General features: G+C 46.5%; 12 protein-coding genes. 11 read left to right on the top strand and 1 reads right to left on the bottom strand.

The genetic code is table 11. The features are described from left to right. The first annotated feature begins 32 nt into the window (after nt 1-32). The 11 genes from MMG82_RS09110 (at nt 33) to panP (ending at nt 16,438) form a co-directional block, all read left to right on the top strand. Entirely contained in the window at nt 33-2,213 is a 2,181-nt protein-coding gene (locus tag MMG82_RS09110; RefSeq protein ID WP_241406788.1) for an OmcA/MtrC family decaheme c-type cytochrome, read from the top strand. A gap of 329 nt (nt 2,214-2,542) precedes the next feature. Further along, on the top strand, nt 2,543-4,495 hold the full coding sequence (locus tag MMG82_RS09105) for an OmcA/MtrC family decaheme c-type cytochrome (RefSeq protein ID WP_069454675.1): 1,953 nt from the start codon (nt 2,543-2,545) through the stop codon (nt 4,493-4,495). A gap of 68 nt (nt 4,496-4,563) precedes the next feature. Further along, nucleotides 4,564-5,565 carry a decaheme c-type cytochrome MtrA gene (gene mtrA / locus MMG82_RS09100; protein WP_241406787.1) on the top strand — a complete coding sequence of 334 codons (1,002 nt, stop codon included), beginning with the start codon at nt 4,564-4,566 and terminating at the stop codon, nt 5,563-5,565. A gap of 12 nt (nt 5,566-5,577) precedes the next feature. Continuing rightward, a complete protein-coding gene (locus MMG82_RS09095; RefSeq protein ID WP_241406786.1) occupies nt 5,578-7,671 on the top strand; it encodes an MtrB/PioB family decaheme-associated outer membrane protein in 2,094 nt (697 codons plus the stop codon). Between the two features lie 280 nt (nt 7,672-7,951). After that, nucleotides 7,952-8,566, top strand: a complete 615-nt coding sequence (locus tag MMG82_RS09090) for a hypothetical protein (RefSeq protein ID WP_037417143.1) — start codon at nt 7,952-7,954, stop codon at nt 8,564-8,566. 2 nt (nt 8,567-8,568) lie between these two features. Next, on the top strand, nt 8,569-9,267 hold the full coding sequence (locus tag MMG82_RS09085; RefSeq protein ID WP_241406785.1) for a uracil-DNA glycosylase family protein: 699 nt from the start codon (nt 8,569-8,571) through the stop codon (nt 9,265-9,267). Between the two features lie 18 nt (nt 9,268-9,285). Then, the gene (locus MMG82_RS09080) at nt 9,286-10,521 is read left to right on the top strand and encodes a sugar diacid recognition domain-containing protein (RefSeq protein WP_241406783.1); all 1,236 of its coding nucleotides are present in this window, start codon (nt 9,286-9,288) and stop codon (nt 10,519-10,521) included. Nucleotides 10,522-10,673: 152 nt separating this feature from the next. Next, the gene (locus MMG82_RS09075; protein ID WP_241406782.1) at nt 10,674-11,672 is read left to right on the top strand and encodes a catalase family peroxidase; all 999 of its coding nucleotides are present in this window, start codon (nt 10,674-10,676) and stop codon (nt 11,670-11,672) included. 302 nt (nt 11,673-11,974) lie between these two features. Beyond that, nucleotides 11,975-13,333, top strand: coding sequence for a GntP family permease (locus tag MMG82_RS09070; protein ID WP_037427906.1), 1,359 nt, complete (start codon nt 11,975-11,977; stop codon nt 13,331-13,333). A gap of 58 nt (nt 13,334-13,391) precedes the next feature. Then, entirely contained in the window at nt 13,392-14,537 is a 1,146-nt protein-coding gene (locus MMG82_RS09065) for a glycerate kinase (RefSeq protein WP_241406781.1), read from the top strand. A 251-nt stretch (nt 14,538-14,788) separates the two neighbouring features. Beyond that, nucleotides 14,789-16,438 carry a pyridoxal-dependent aspartate 1-decarboxylase PanP gene (panP, locus tag MMG82_RS09060; protein WP_241406780.1) on the top strand — a complete coding sequence of 550 codons (1,650 nt, stop codon included), beginning with the start codon at nt 14,789-14,791 and terminating at the stop codon, nt 16,436-16,438. 363 nt (nt 16,439-16,801) lie between these two features. Here the strand turns inward: panP and MMG82_RS09055 are convergent. After that, the coding region (locus tag MMG82_RS09055) for a hypothetical protein (RefSeq protein ID WP_241406778.1) at nt 16,802-17,179 on the bottom strand (378 nt) is incomplete at its 5' end.

The following is a 17,179-nucleotide window of genomic DNA, read 5'->3' as shown; positions in this document are numbered from 1 at the left end:
AATGATGATTAAAACTATTGCAGGGAAATATCATGATGAAACGGTTCAATTTCAATACCGCAACAAAAGCGATGTTGGGTGCCGGTTTACTTTCACTTCTTCTCACTGGCTGCGGTGGCAGTGACGGTAAAGATGGTGAAGACGGTAAACCAGGCGTTGTTGGTGTCAATATCAACTCCACCTCAACCTTAAAAGCAAAATTCACAAATGCCACTGTTGATGCAGGCAAAGTCACCGTTGATTTTACGTTGGAAAATGCTAATGGCGTTGCCGTATTAGGCTTAACTAAAGATCACGATTTACGGTTTGGTATTGCGCAATTAACTCCAGTTAAAGAAAAAGTGGGTGAAACTGAAGCTAACCGCGGTTATCAATGGCAAGCTTATATTAATGCCAAAAAAGAGCCAGGTACCATTCCATCCGGCGTTGATAACCTCAAGCCATCAGCCCAATACCAAGCAAACGTTGAAGCAGCAAGTAAATGTGATACTTGCTTAGTTGACCATGGTGATGGTAGCTATAGCTACACCTACCAAGCCAACATTGCTAATGTAACTGAGCCATTAACCGTTACTTACAGCGCTGACGCGACTCAACGCGCGACGATGGAGCTTGAATTACCACAACTCACAGCCAACGCCCATTTCGACTGGCAACCTTCTACTGGTAAGACTGAAGGTATTCAAACCCGTAACGTCGTTTCTATTCAAGCTTGTTATACCTGTCACCAACCTGAAAGCTTAGAGCTTCATGGTGGTCGTCGTATCGATATTGAAAACTGTGCCTCTTGCCATACTGCAACATCTGGCGACCCAGAGTCAGGCAATAGCATTGAATTCACTTATATGATCCATGCTATCCACAAAGGTGGCGAACGTCATACCTTCGATGAGACAGGCGCAGAAGTACCTGCTCCTTATAAGATTGTCGGTTACGGTGGTAAAGTGATCGACTACGGCAAAGTAGGCTTCCCATTAAAACCTGCTGCTGATTGTTCAGCTTGTCACGTTGAAGGTGCTGGTGCACCTGCCAATGCAGACCTATTCAAAGCAGACTTAAGCAATCAAGCTTGTATTGGTTGCCATACTGAAAAACCATCTGCTCACCATAGCAGCACTGACTGTACCTCTTGCCACAATGCGACAGAGCCTTACGGTGGTACAGGTAGTGCAGCTAAGCGACATGGTGATGTGCTTAAAGCTTACAAAGATGCAGAAGCAATGAGCGTTAAGTTCACTGACATTGCAGCAGATGCTAATGGCAAATTAACATTCAAAGTCCAAATCTTAGACGGTTCTGGTAATGCAGTAGATAAACTCAGCATAAATCAGTCAAGTAGAGTGCTTATTGCATGGGATAGTGATAAAAACTACCCAGAATACGCTTCATCTTCTTCTCGTCGCGTTGCGCTATCGGAAGGTACATTTGATGCGGCTAACAAAACTTATTCGTTAACTGCTAGTAAAATGGTATTTCCTGCAGACGCTGTAGGTAAAACTTTCGAACTATGGTCAACTCTTGAAGTTTGTTTCAACAACGGCGGTTACGGTGTTTCAGATGTTGTGATGACCGATTGCTCTACACCCAATGTACGTAAAGTTATGATCAAAGAAGCTCCATTCCATTTTGTTTGGAACGGAACAGCTGCTGACCAAAGTGCTAAACCAGGTGTACGCCGTGAAATCATTGACCCAGCTAAGTGTCAAGGTTGTCATAATCAAGTAATCCACCATTATGACAATGGCGTCAACTGCCAAACTTGTCATACATCGGACAAAACCCTGAAAAATGATGCGGCCTATCCAGGCGGTAAGATACCAACCAACTTTGCTTGGAAAGCGCACGAGCGTGAAGGACATTATCTGAAATATGCAGGCGTACAATCCGGTACTGTACTAAAAACCGATTGTGCAACATGTCATACTGCAGATAAATCAAACGTTGTAACAGGTATTGCTTTAGGCAGATCACCAGAACGTGCATGGCGCTTTGGTGATATTAACAACAACGGTGCAGAAATTTGGGTATCTTCCGATGCGGGTGCATGCTTAAGTTGTCACCAGAAATATCTGTCTGACGCTGCTAAATCGCACATCGAGACTAATGGCGGTATCTTAAATGGCTCAAGTGCAGCAGATGTTCAAACTCGTGCCTCTGAAAGCTGTGCGACTTGCCATACTCCATCACAATTGATGGAAGCTCACGGTAACTAAGTCGACGTAATTATCTCAATAGAGAGCAAGAACAAAAAGAGAGAGGTATCCCCTCTCTCTTTTTTATTTTAGCTTCACAATCCGCCGTTTTTTTGATCTAAATTTGTTTTTCCCCTGTGGTTTAACTACCTCTTTAGAAATAGAAAGATCCAAGTCACACATTAGCAAAGGCTTAGAAGATTTTAGAGGCATGTTAGGTTAGCCTTTCCTTGGGGAATTCTATTTCCAGCATCCACTTAGGTTGCCTTCAAGACCAAAGCACAGACAAAGAATCTGTCGGGTGAAGAAGACAAGCACTTAAGTAATGCCAAACCTATGCAGGGAAAAAAATGATGAACGCAAAAAAATCAAAATTCGCACTGCTGCTTGCAGCAAGTGCCGTCACTATGGCCTTAACAGGCTGTGGTGGTAGCGATGGTAACGATGGTAAACCCGGTGAACCTGGTGGAGAGCCAGCTCCCGCTATTCAAAAGCTCAATTTTACATTCAACAAATCTGTTGTTACTAACGGTGTACCTAGTGTTGAATTCACTGTCACCAACGAAGACGATTTACCGGTCGTGGGTCTGCAAAAAATGCGTTTTGCAGCAGCTCAATTACTTCCTCAAGGCGCTACAGGTGCAGGTAATGCCTCTCAGTGGCAATACTTTGGTGATGAAACCTGTGATCTCGCTTCAACTTGCCCAGGTACTTTTGTTGACAAGAAGAACGGCCACTACAGCTATACCTTCAAGATGAACTTAACTGCCAATGCTAAGATCACCTACAACGACCAGTTGGCTCAACGTGTGCTAATCCGCGCTTATAATACGCCACTACCAGATGGCACCTTAGTGCCTAACAGCAACGCTTTTGTAGATTTCACCGCTGACACAGGTGCCGAGCCTGGTTATAGCCGTAAAATCGTTGCCACTGAAAGCTGTAATACTTGTCACCAAGACTTAGCACAGGTTAAACATGGTGGTGCGTATTCAGATGTTAACTACTGCGCAACGTGCCACACCGCAGGCAAAGTGGGCGTAGGTAAAGAGTTTAATGCTCTAGTTCACGCCAAGCATAAAGACCTGACCTTAGGCTCATTAGAAAGCTGCCAAAGCTGTCACACTGAAAATGAAGCAACACCTGATTGGGGCAACTGGTCACGTATTCCAACTGCCGCAACGTGTGGAAGCTGTCATAGCACTGTGGATTTTGCTGCGGGTAAAGGTCACTCTCAACAACTCGATAACTCTAACTGTATCGCCTGCCATAACAGCACTTGGACAGCCGAGTTACATACAGCTAAAACTGCTGACAAAAAAGCCGTTATCGCTCAATTAGGTATGTCTGCAACATTGGCTGCTCAAGCAGACAATACTGCGGTATTAACCGTGTCTATCTTAGATAAAGACGGCAATGCCATTGATGCGGCGAGTGTACAAAATAAGATTAAACGTTTAGAAACTATCACTAACGTTGGACCTAACTTCCCCATCATGGGCTATAACAAGAGCCCAGGTAGCGGTACAGCTAAAGTGGCCAAAGATCTAGTCAAAGATGGTGCATTACAAGCTGATGTTACCATCGCTGATGGTAAACTGGTGTTCACAACTCCTGCACTGCCATTTGGTGCGGGCGATACTGATACCGCCTTTACCTTTATTGGCTTAGAAATGTGTAACACTGGTACCACATTAACGGCTTGTACTGCTAATAGCACAACCACCAGTATGAAAGCTGAGTTAGCCTTTGGTACTAAATCTGGTAAAGCGCCTAGTACACGTCATGTTAACTCAGTGAACTTCAGCACTTGCCAAGGCTGTCACAGTGACACCTTTGAAATCCACAAAGGTCACCATGCAGGCTTTGTGATGTCTGAACAAGTTTCACATGCCAAAGATGCAAACGGTAAGCCTATCGTGGGTGTTGATGCTTGTGTTGCCTGTCACACACCAGATGGTACCTATGCAAACGGTGCTAACAAAGGTGGTTTCGAAATGAAACTACACGTGGTTCACGGTGAGCAAGGCGTGATCAAAGAATGTACTCAGTGCCACAACGACTTCAACTTAGATGCGTTTAAAGTGAAAGGTGCACTGGCTACTTCTGCAGGTAAATACACCACCCCAATCACAGCAACTTGTACTTCATGCCACGCGCCAGAATCGATCGGCCACGGTTTAGAAAATATGGGTGCGATTGTGAATGGCGATTATACTCAAGCCAACCAAGCGGCACAGTCAGAAACCTGTTTCTACTGCCATACCCCAACAGTTGCAGATCACACTCAAGTGAAAATGTAATTTGCCCAAGCAGGGGGAGCTAGCTCCCCCTTTCTTGAATTTTGTTGGGACAAATTGGGAAGCCTATTATGAAGAACAGTCACAAAATGAAAAATCTACTGCCGGCATTTGTCATCACAATGGCAATGTCAGCAGTTATGTCTTTATGCATCACACCAAACGCTTACGCGTCGAAGTGGGATGAAAAAATGACCCCTGAGCAAGTCGAAGCGACCTTGGATAAGAAGTTTGCCGAAGGCAACTACTCCCCTAAAGGTGCAGACTCTTGCATCATGTGCCATAAAAAATCTGAAAAAGTGATGGACCTTTTCAAAGGTGTCCACGGCGCGATTGATTCGTCAAAAAGCCCCATGGCTGGCCTGCAATGTGAGGCGTGCCACGGCCCAATGGGTCAGCACAACAAAGGCGGCAACGAGCCGATGATCACTTTTGGTAAGCAATCAACCTTAAGTGCCGATAAGCAAAACAGCGTATGTATGAGCTGTCACCAAGACGATAAACGTATGTCTTGGAATGGCGGTCACCATGACAACGCCGATGTTGCTTGTGCTTCTTGTCACCAAGTACACGTAGCTAAAGATCCTGTGTTATCTAAAAACACTGAGATGGAAGTCTGTACTAGCTGCCACACTAAGCAAAAAGCGGATATGAATAAACGCTCAAGTCATCCACTCAAATGGGCCCAAATGACCTGTAGCGACTGCCACAATCCCCATGGGAGCATGACAGATTCCGATCTTAACAAGCCTAGTGTTAATGATACCTGTTATTCCTGTCATGCCGAGAAACGCGGCCCAAAACTTTGGGAGCATGCACCCGCCACTGAGAATTGTGTCACTTGCCACAATCCTCACGGTAGTGTGAATGATGCCATGCTGAAAACCCGCGCGCCGCAGCTGTGTCAGCAATGTCATGCTAGCGATGGCCACGCCAGCAATGCTTACTTAGGTAACACTGGTTTAGGTTCTAATGTCGGTGACAATGCCTTTACGGGTGGAAGAAGCTGCTTAAATTGCCATAGTCAGGTCCATGGTTCTAACCATCCATCTGGCAAGCTATTACAGCGCTAAGGAGACGAGAAAATGAAATTTAAACTCAATTTGATCACTCTAGCGTTATTAGCCAACACTGGCTTTGCCGTAGCCGCTGATGGTTATGGTCTTGCTAATGCCAATACTGATAAAGTGAAATTATCCGCATGGAGCTGCAAAGGCTGCGTGGTTGAAACAGGCACATCTGCCACTGTGGGTGTCGGTGTCGGTTATAACAGCGAAGAGGATATTCGCTCAGCCAATGCCTTTGGAACATCCAATGAAGTCGCGGGCAAATTTGATGCCGATTTAAGCTTTAAAGGTGAAAAAGGTTACCGTGCCAGTGTTGAAGCTTATCAACTCGGTATGGATGGCGGTCGTTTAGATGTGAATGCGGGCAAACAAGGCCAGTACAACGTCAATGTAAACTATCGCCAAATTGCAACCTACGACAGCAATAGCGCCCTATCGCCCTACGCGGGTATTGGTGGCAATAACCTGACGTTACCCGATAACTGGGTAACTGCTGGTTCAAGCAGCCAAATGCCATTGTTGATGGATAGCCTCAATGCCCTTGAATTATCACTTAAACGTGAACGCACGGGATTGGGATTTGAATATCAAGGCGAATCCCTGTGGAGCACCTATGTTAACTACATGCGTGAAGAAAAAACTGGCTTAAAACAAGCCTCTGGTAGCTTCTTCAACCAATCGATGATGTTAGCAGAGCCAGTGGATTACACTACTGACACCATTGAAGCGGGTGTCAAACTCAAGGGTGATCGTTGGTTCACAGCGCTCAGTTACAATGGGTCTATATTCAAAAACGAATACAACCAATTGGACTTTGATAGTGCATTCAATCCTACCTTTGGTGCCCAAACCCAAGGTACGTTGGCGCTTGATCCCGATAATCAGGCACACACAGTGTCATTGATGGGACAGTACAACGATGGCAGTAACGCCCTATCGGGTCGTATTCTTACTGGACAAATGAGCCAAGATCAGGCGTTAGTAACGGATAACTATCGTTATTCCAACCAGCTAACAAGCGATGCGGTTGATGCGAAAGTCGATCTATTGGGCATGAACCTTAAAGTCGTTAGCAAAGTCAGCAAAGATCTTCGCTTGACAGGTAGTTACGATTATTACGACCGTGACAATAATACCCAAGTTGAAGAATGGACCCAGATCAGCATCAACAATGTCAACGGTAAGGTGGCTTATAACACGCCTTATGATAATCGTACGCAACGCTTTAAAGTCGCGGCAGATTATCGTATTACCCGCGATATTAAACTTGATGGTGGTTATGACTTCAAACGTGACCAACGTGATTATCAAGACCGTGAAACCACGGATGAAAATACCGTTTGGGCTCGTTTACGCGTCAATAGCTTCGATATGTGGGACATGTGGGTAAAAGGCAGTTACGGAAAACGTGACGGCTCACAATACCAAGCGTCTGAATGGACTTCTTCTGAAACCAATAGCCTGTTACGTAAGTACAATCTGGCTGACCGTGACAGAACCCAAGTCGAAGCGCGCATCACCCATTCGCCGCTTGAAAGCCTGACCATCGATGTTGGTGCCCGTTACGCGTTGGATGATTATACCGATACTGTGATTGGCTTAACTGAGTCAAAAGACACCAGTTATGATGCCAATATCAGCTATATGATCACCGCTGACTTACTGGCAACCGCCTTCTACAACTACCAAATCATTGAGTCTGAACAGGCGGGTAGCAACAATTACAGCACCCCAACATGGACTGGCTTTATTGAAGACAAAGTAGATGTGGTCGGTGCAGGTATTAGCTACAACAATCTGCTAGAGAACAAGTTACGCCTCGGACTGGACTACACCTATTCCAACTCCGACAGTAACACTCAAGTCAGACAAGGTATCACTGGCGACTATGGCGATTATTTTGCCAAAGTACATAACATTAACTTATATGCTCAATATCAAGCCACCGAAAAACTCGCGCTGCGCTTCGATTACAAAGTTGAGAACTATAAGGACAATGACGCCGCAAATGATATCGCTGTTGATGGCATTTGGAACGTCGTAGGTTTTGGTACTAACAACCATGACTACACCGCACAAATGCTAATGCTGAGCATGAGCTACAAGCTCTAATCTGCATTTATTGATGGTCAAAAGCCCGCTCTGCGGGCTTTTTTATGAGAGCGTTTTGATGTTTCGAGAATAAATATTATTCGTTCTGGCAAGCTCGTACTCGCGAAACTATGCAAAAACTCACCGCACTTTAGTTACAACATCTCGCTATTCCATCCCACAAAATCTTGAATAAGATCAGAATCTGGGGCAAAACTCGCACTCAAAATAAGGTATTCCTTGAGTTTACAAGCACTTTAGCGGATGTTAATTCAGCCCGTTAATTATCAGTGGATATCAGATGTCGTCCTTCACTTGTTCTTTTTGGCGTTTATCGCCTGTACCCGCCTTGATAGGTTTAAGTTTGTTCTCTACCCCGGCCATGGCATTTGATTCCAGCGGTGGCACAGCAAGCTTATTTATCATTGTCGGTCTGGGTGGATTTACCCTGATCAATAGCTTAATGCAAGGGCTGTTCTTTTTTGCGGGTCAGTATCGTAATCCCATCTTTGCCAAACGCCACGTACTAACCGCACTGATAGTACCATTGCTCGCTTTTACCTTTACCCTTTATGAACACCGCACTTGGAGCGACTTTGCACTCAATCTTGGGATGATCATTGTAGGCGTTGGGCTGATTTTATTGCCGCTGCAGTTACGCCAACTTCATCAGCCCAGCAATCAACATGCGGGCTGGCTACTGAGTCTTGGCGCCTTATTGATTCTCGGCATCAGTTATCTACTGCCGCCCTGCGCTCTATTTGCCATCATCTTGGCCCATATTGCTTTAGCCTCTCATGCCAAAACTCCCACTAAATCCTTGGGTGCTAAGCCATTGAGTTATCTTGTATTAGCCGCCTCATATGCACTCTTTGGTTATTGGCTCTATCATCTATTGAGCAAACTAGGGGCTTAACGATGACAACCGCCCCACACCCAAGTATCGAGCCCGCTTACTCAACCGAACTCAATTTACTGCTCAAGCAAATTCGCGCCTGCCAACTTTGTCAGGCCGAGCTTCCCCTGCCAGCAAAACCTATCTTGCAAGCCAGTAGCCAAGCAAGGATCTTAATTGCGGGCCAGGCCCCCGGTGTAAAAACTCACCACAAGGGCATTCCCTTCGATGATGCCAGTGGCGAGCGTCTGCGCACTTGGCTTAATGTCAGCAGAGAACAATTCTATGATCCCGCCCTGTTCGCCATAGTACCGATGGGGTTTTGTTTTCCGGGAACCATTGAACGAAACGGTAAAAAGCAAGGTGATAAGCCGCCGCGCCCAGAGTGCGCCACGACTTGGCATGCGAAGTTATTAGCCTTGATGCCACAGGTAGAGTTAGTGCTCGTCCTTGGCCAATATGCAATTGATTACCATCTGCCACGTGCTAAGGCTCGTCTTAGTACAGCATGCAGGGCGGACTTAACGTTATCGACGCCATTGTCGCCCCCAAAAGTCACAGTAACCCAAGCGATTGAGCAATGGTCCTTGTATTGGCCTCAATTGATGGTCATGCCCCACCCTAGCCCTCGAAACAACCTTTGGCTAAAACAGCATCCCGAATTTGAACGAGTGCTTATACCTAAGATAAGATCACGTATCGCGGCATTATTAAATGCTTAATTGAAATAGGCACAGACCATGTATCTGCTCGATTCCGCCATAGCCAAAAAAATTGTCAGTCGTACGATGAAAATCATCGGACACAATATCAATGTGATGAATGGTCAGGGGGTGATTTTAGGATCAGGCGATCCCAAACGAATGGGTTCAGTCCACGAAGGCGCATTATTAGCAATAGCGCAAAATCGCAATGTGGAATTGAGCGAAGAAGTCGCCTCCGGTCTTCATGGCGTAAAACCAGGCATCAACTTACCTTTGCATTACCAAGGACAAATTATTGGTGTGATTGGCATTACTGGCGACCCGGCAGAACTAACCCACTACGGCGAGCTGCTAAAAATGACCGCCGAGATGATTGTCGAGCAAGCCAATCAACAGGATAAATTGCAATGGGAAAACCGCCAGCGTGAAGAATTTATTCTGCAACTTATCAAGGCACAAACCGATGACGATGAGCAATTGCATCGCTGGGCCAAGCAGCTCGATATTGATATCACGCTACCACGAGTGGCCGCCATTATTGAAGTCAGTGAAAAACAACCCTCCGCCATTCACAAAATGATATCGCAGGAAAACACATCAACACATAACGAGCTAAGCGGTGGTGATGAGCGCAATCCCAGAGTCAGCGAAACCCTCAAGCAAGTATTGCATCTACTGCAAAATCCCGACCGCGGCAACCTAATTGCCATGACCTCCATGTCACAGCTGGTGATCCTAAAACCCGCTTTTCTAGATGGAAAACAATGGGATCCCGAGCTTGAAAACCAACGTATTGATAAGTTATTGCAACGATTACCTGCGCAGATGGACTTAAATTTTAAAATTGCCTTGGGCCACTTTTTTCCCGTAAAAGGTGGGATTGCACGCTCCTATCAAACCGCGCAAGAAACGTTGAGCTTAGGTAAACAGCTCAACCCTGAAGGCACAAAATACCTATTTGAGGATTATTCTTTACAAGTACTGCTCTCAGGACTCAAGCATGACTGGCGTGGCCAAGCGCTAGCAAGTCCCTATCAGCAACTAACGCAGGCCGATAAAAATGGCCAATTACGTAAAACTTTAGCCGCCTACATCACCCACTTTGGTGATGCGCAGCAATGTGCAGATGCACTATTTATTCATCGAAATACCTTGCGATATCGATTAGATAAAATTCAGCAACTCACTAACACCGATATCCATTCCCTGCATGGGCTATTAAGTCTTTATCTTGGGCAGTTGATAGATACCTCCAATTATCAGTTGGAGTGATAATCGTCGCGGGATAGCCCACTCAAATTTGCGCCTAAGCCTTACAGCCTCATAGCAATATTGCGTAATATTAATGAAAGATTTTTTTGCTTTGTCCTTTCCTATACCTAAAGGTGTCACTCATACGGTTAATCATTAAGGAAAGAAGTCCCATGCAGCCATTTCATGCCAAACTTAGCTTATTCACCACCGCTTGCCTAGTGGTCGGCTCAGTGTTTGTCGCCCCACTTGCCAGCGCGGCGGAGCGTACCATTCCAGAATTAGTGGATGCAGTAAACGGCACGCCAGATGCGGCGAGTCGCGAGGCGGGTAAAAAAGTTAAACTGCGCAATCATACAAAAGGGTTTTGTACCTCGGGCTACTTTGCCCCCAATCCTCAATTGCACGATTCTTTCAACATTCCCTTTTTTAATCAAAATCCCATTAAAGTGACCGCCCGTTTTTCCCTTGGCGGCACGAATCCTCAAATCTCCGACAAAACCCCTGGGCGCTTTATGTCACTCAAAATTGATGGTGATAAAGAAAACCTGAACTTTGTCACCACCAATGTGCCAGTGTTCTTTGCTAGTAATCTGGATGATTTTTTTACCTTTCAGACCAAAGTGAAACAAGGCGCCGAAGGTAAACAATGGCTTATCGATAATAAGCCCGATGCCAAAGCTTTTTTCGAGTATGTAAAACAGCTGCCACCCAGCCCCAGTTTTGCCAATAGCCGCTACTTTGGCGTAAACAGCTTTTTGTTTACCGACAAGCAAAATAACAGCGTTGCGGGTAAATGGATTTTTGAACCCGTCGCCGGCACAGCAGCCCTTTCTGCCAGCGAACTGGCTAATCTGGGTGATGATTTTTTAAAGGCGGAATTACTCCAGCGCATTAATACCCAGCCAGCACAATGGAACCTCTATATTCAACTGGCTGAATCGGGTGATGACATTAATAATCCAACGGTGATTTGGCCTGAGACTCGCAAGCGATTACTGGTCGGCCAAGTGGTGATTAACGGGGACCGCGATAGCGATCCCCAAGTGCAACAGTGTGATAAAGGCATTTTTAACCCACTGTTATTACCTAAGGGCATTGCCCCCTCTGCCGATCCGATACTTAATGCCAGAACCGCGGCTTATGTTGAGTCTTTTATTCGTCGTCAATAACTCAAGATATTAAACGCTACACTTTTTAAGGTTGGTAAACCGCAGGTTTACCAACCCCTCGCAACAATATTTTTGCTATTAAATTCGAAGTCATACGCATTATTTTGTGCACACGCACAAAATAATGGCCTGTTTATACCGTAATTCAGTCAGTTTAACCAAAGCTATTCAATTCGCAGTATTCAATAATAGGCTGACCTTAAAGCAGCCTTTATTTGAACTTAGGATCAGATAACCGCCGCGCCCTACAAAAACAGCCAGAACCACTTAAGAACTTCAGCCAAGACTGAACGGGACAATCTATGAACTTAGTGCTCATCCTCATCGGCGTGATTGCATTTATTGTTATCGCGACCTCAAAATTTAAGCTCCATCCGTTTTTAACCTTAATTCTGGCCGCCTTTATTGGCGCCTTCGCCTATGGTTTACCGAGTGGCGATATTGCTAAAACCATCACCACTGGCTTTGGCAATATCCTCGGCTATATCGGTCTGGTGATCGTGCTCGGGACCATTATCGGTATCATCCTCGAAAAGAGCGGCGCCGCCATTACCATGGCAGATGTGGTGATTAAAGTCTTGGGCAAACGCTTCCCAACACTCACTATGTCGATTATCGGCTACTTAGTGTCGATTCCGGTGTTTTGTGACTCGGGATTTGTCATCTTAAACTCGCTTAAACAATCCATGGCGAACCGCATGAAGGTTTCGAGCGTGTCCATGAGCGTGGCGTTAGCGACAGGTCTTTATGCTACTCACACCTTTGTACCGCCCACACCTGGCCCTATAGCCGCAGCAGGTAACTTAGGGCTAGAGTCCAACTTGGGCCTAGTGATTGGTGTTGGTTTATTTGTTGCTGCCGTTGCCTCACTTGCGGGCATGCTATGGGCGAACCGCTTTGCAGGGGTTGAACCTGATGGCGAAGGCGCGGAAGAACTCAAAGCTCAAGCCGCTGATTTTGAATCCTTAAAACAAAGCTACGGCACACTCCCTAGCCCATTAAAGGCATTTGCACCGATTTTTGTGCCTATCCTCTTAATTTGTTTAGGTTCTATCGCTAACTTCCCTTCTGCACCACTGGGCAAAGAAGGCCTATTCAGCCTATTAGTCTTCCTCGGCCAACCCGTTAACGCCCTGCTTATCGGTCTATTCCTGTCACTGCTGTTACTGAAAAGCGATAACAAGATTGCCGAGTTTAGCGAGCGTATTAGCCAAGGTTTAGTCGCCGCAGCACCGATTATTTTGATCACCGGTGCCGGTGGTGCCTTCGGCGCCGTGTTAAAAGCCACACCTATTGGTGACTTTTTAGGCAGCTCATTATCAGCACTCGGCGTTGGGATTTTCATGCCCTTTATCGTCGCCGCAGCATTAAAATCGGCTCAAGGTTCATCCACCGTTGCCTTAGTGGCAACCTCAGCCTTAGTCGCCCCAATGCTGGGCGATATCGGTCTTGGCAGCGAAATGGGCCGCGTGTTAACCGTAATGGCAATTGGTGCCGGCGCCATGACAGTCTCCCACGCCAACGACAGTTTCTTCTGGGTGGTGACTCAATTTAGCCGCATGAGCGTCAAACAAGCCTATAAAGCCCAAACCATGGCGACCCTTATCCAAGGTGTAACCTCCATGCTGGCCGTGTATGTACTAAGCTTAGTGCTGCTCTAAGCTGCATTTTTCTCGTCCTTGGGCGCATCCAAGCGCCCAAAAAGCTGTAGGATTTTGAATGAAGATAGTTATTGCCCCCGATTCCTTTAAAGAGAGCTTAAGCGCACTCGATGTGGCTAACGCAATCGAACAAGGCTTAACACAAGTGATCCCAGACTGTGAGATTGTCAAAATCCCCGTTGCCGATGGCGGCGAAGGCACAGTGCAATCTATGGTCGATGCCACTGGCGGCAGCCTTGTCAATTTAGAGGTCATGGGGCCACTCGGCCATAAAGTCAAAGCCCATTACGGCATTTTAGGCCAGCAAACCAAAGGCACGATTGCGGTGATTGAAATGGCCTCCGCCTCGGGTTTGCACCATGTACCAAGGGATCAGCGTAACCCGCTGATCACCACCAGTTATGGTACGGGCGAGCTGATTTGTGATGCGCTCAATCGCGGGATAAAACACATTATTTTAGGCTTAGGCGGCAGTGCAACCAATGATGGCGGCGCAGGTATGGCCCAAGCGCTGGATATTTTACTGCTGGATAAACAAGGTAAGACCCTAAGTGCGGGCGGCGCGGCGCTATCTCAGCTTGCCAGTATCGATATGAGCAACGCCCATCCGCTACTGAAAGAATGTATCTTTGAAGTGGCCTGCGATGTCGATAATCCGCTGTGCGGCGAGCGTGGCGCCTCGACCATATTTGGCCCGCAAAAAGGCGCAACACCCGAGATGGTGAGCATTTTAGACGCCGCCCTGAGTCACTATGCCGATGTGATTGCCCAAAGTGGTGTAACCGATCACCGTAACCAAGCGGGCGCGGGCGCGGCGGGCGGTATGGGCCTTGGCGTAATGGCCTTTTTAGGCGCTGAGCTTAAACCCGGTGTCGAGATTGTGATGCAAACGGTAGGACTGGCTGACAAAATTCGCGGTGCGGACCTTGTCATCACGGGCGAAGGCCGAATCGATGGCCAGACCATATTTGGCAAGACCCCGATGGGTGTATTAAAGCAAGCGCAGCTGCAAAATATTCCGACCATTGGGATTGCGGGTTGCCTTGGCGACAATGCTAATGCGGTGCTCGAGCAAGGTATGGCGGCGATTTTCCCCATCATTCCACATTTAAGTCCGCTGGACGATGTGCTAGCTAACGCCAAAACCAATCTAATCAATACCGCCCGTAATATTGGCGCCGTCTTGATGCTGGGCAAGCGTTAACTTTACCTTAGCGTACAGACAATGTTTAGATAACCAACAACACACCCAAGGCGCTATTTATAGCGCCTTTGTTTATTCTATAACCCAAGCACAGACTTAGGCGGTGTTTTAGTGCTTGATGCCTAAAAGGCCTTGCAGTAAAGTGAGCTCCCTTTTTGGTAATCCGTAAACGGGTTTAAGCGCCATGTATTTGGTTATACTCTTAATCACCTTTGCGGTTTCACTATAAGAATTAATAGACGGCAAGCCCCATGACCCAAAAACTCCCTCGCCAAGCCATCGCATCTGAAGAAAGTCTAATGCGGATTTTCACTGTGCCCGAAGATGCGGAATCCACCTTAAGCATTATCGAGCAGAAGCTTTCCGAGGACTTAGCCGGTTTTTTGGGTGACAGCATTGCCGCACTGGAAAAGCCGCTTTCCGAAATCGAAACCGATTTTCAAGCCTTTGAAATTCCAAGCCAGCCGCGTTTTGTCTCCGACTACACCGACGAAATCATGCAGAATCTGGTGGCGCATTCGGTGCATACGGCGGCGCCCAGTTTTATCGGCCATATGACCTCGGCACTGCCCTATTTCGTGTTGCCACTGTCGAAGATGATGGTGGGGCTGAATCAAAACTTAGTCAAAATCGAAACCTCCAAGGCGTTTACGCCGCTTGAGCGCCAAGTGCTCGGCATGATGCACCATTTGATTTACGCTCAAGACGATGATTTTTATCGTAATTGGATGCACAGTGCCAACCATTCCCTCGGCGCATTTTGCTCTGGCGGCACAGTGGCTAACATCACCGCCCTGTGGATTGCCCGCAACCAATTACTCAAGGCCGATAGCGACTTTAAAGGCGTGACCCGCGAAGGCTTAATCAAGGCGCTGCGCCACTATGGCTTCGATGATTTAGCGATTCTGGTCTCCGAGCGCGGCCACTACTCCTTAGGTAAGGCCGTCGATCTGCTCGGTATCGGTCGCGACAATATCATCAGCATCCCAACCGATGGCAATAACAAAGTCGACGTTGCCAAAATGCGCGAAGTCGCAGCCGAACTAGCCAATAAACGCATTAAAGTCATGGCGATTGTTGGGGTAGCAGGCACCACCGAGACGGGCAATATCGACCCACTGCGGGAACTTGCGGCATTAGCAAGTGAGCTAAACTGCCACTTCCATGTGGATGCAGCGTGGGGCGGCGCAAGCTTATTATCCAATAAATACCGTCACTTACTCGATGGTATTGAACTCGCAGATTCAGTCACCATCGATGCCCATAAGCAAATGTATGTCCCCATGGGCGCGGGCATGGTGTTATTTAAAAATCCTGAGTTTGCCCATGCCATTGCCCACCACGCCGAATATATTCTGCGCCGAGGCTCTAAGGATTTAGGCAGCCAAACGCTGGAAGGCTCACGCCCAGGCATGGCGATGTTAGTGCATGCCTGTTTACAGATTATCGGCCGCGATGGTTACGAAATCCTGATTAATAACAGCCTTGAAAAAGCCCGTTATTTTGCCGAACAAATCGACGTACACCCAGACTTTGAGCTAGTCACCGCGCCAGAGCTGTGCCTGCTCACCTATCGTTATGTGCCAGCAAGTGTGCAGGCGGCGATGCAAGTAGCGATAGAACAAGGCGATAAGACCAAACTCGCTCGCTTTAATGAGCTGCTCGATGGTCTAACCCAATTTATTCAAAAACACCAACGCGAACAGGGTAAATCCTTTGTCTCCCGCACCCGCATTCAACCCGCGCGCTACTTTAGACAACCCACAGTGGTGTTTCGCGTCGTATTAGCTAATCCCTTGACTAGCCATGAGATCCTGAATCAAGTGCTTATCGAGCAAGGTGAAATTGCCGCATTGGATAAAGAGTTCTTACCTGCGCTATTAGCTATGGTCAATGAATAGCGAGTGATTTAGCGCAAGCTTTAAATATCATTTAAATCCAGAGTGTTAATCAAAAACAGCCGCAAATATTTGCGGCTGTTTTTGTTTGTAGAACTAGAATGGCGGAATGTTAGGTTAAAAATAGAAAGATGATCCAAGCACTTCTGAGCTAGTCACGGACACGCCGAATTCCATTGCTTCCGTGACACGCCGTGAAGCCATCCATGGCGGCTCTGCGATGATATCCATATCATCGAAGGTCACGTCAGCAATCGAATTAACCTGACACAGAATTATGAACAGCCTCTTAGTGAAAACTCGCCTATGTTAGGGCTAAACAATGAAGAGTTCTTTAACGATAGTGCTTTTCACTCGCAGGATACATTAAGAGGTAAACGTTTTAAGTGCTTGATATAGTTCTAATGGTTTATTAGTTCCAACCACAATTGAAACGCCTGAACGGAAGTCAATTTTAACACCTTCGAAACCGGATATATTATATATTGCTCCTTCAGATGAAATTCGCATACCCCAACCACAATACCATTTATTTTTTACCATAGACACATTGGCAACATCTGAAAGATCAAATCTCTTTTTAAATAAACCAATTCCGTAGCTTAGCGTAAGCTTTTTATCTTCGATACTCACCCTCAACTTAAAGGTCATCAATAGTATGATACTCAATATTACTATTAAAATAATAAAATCGTTTTCACCTTTAAAGTCTTGCAGAAAAATTTTATTGACTATAAAAACAGA

This window comes from Shewanella sp. MM_2022_3, assembly GCF_022557375.1.
Lineage (GTDB): Bacteria > Pseudomonadota > Gammaproteobacteria > Enterobacterales > Shewanellaceae > Shewanella > Shewanella xiamenensis.
The sequence above is the reverse complement of the archived record's forward strand: the minus strand, read 5'-3'. Positions and strand labels throughout refer to the sequence as shown.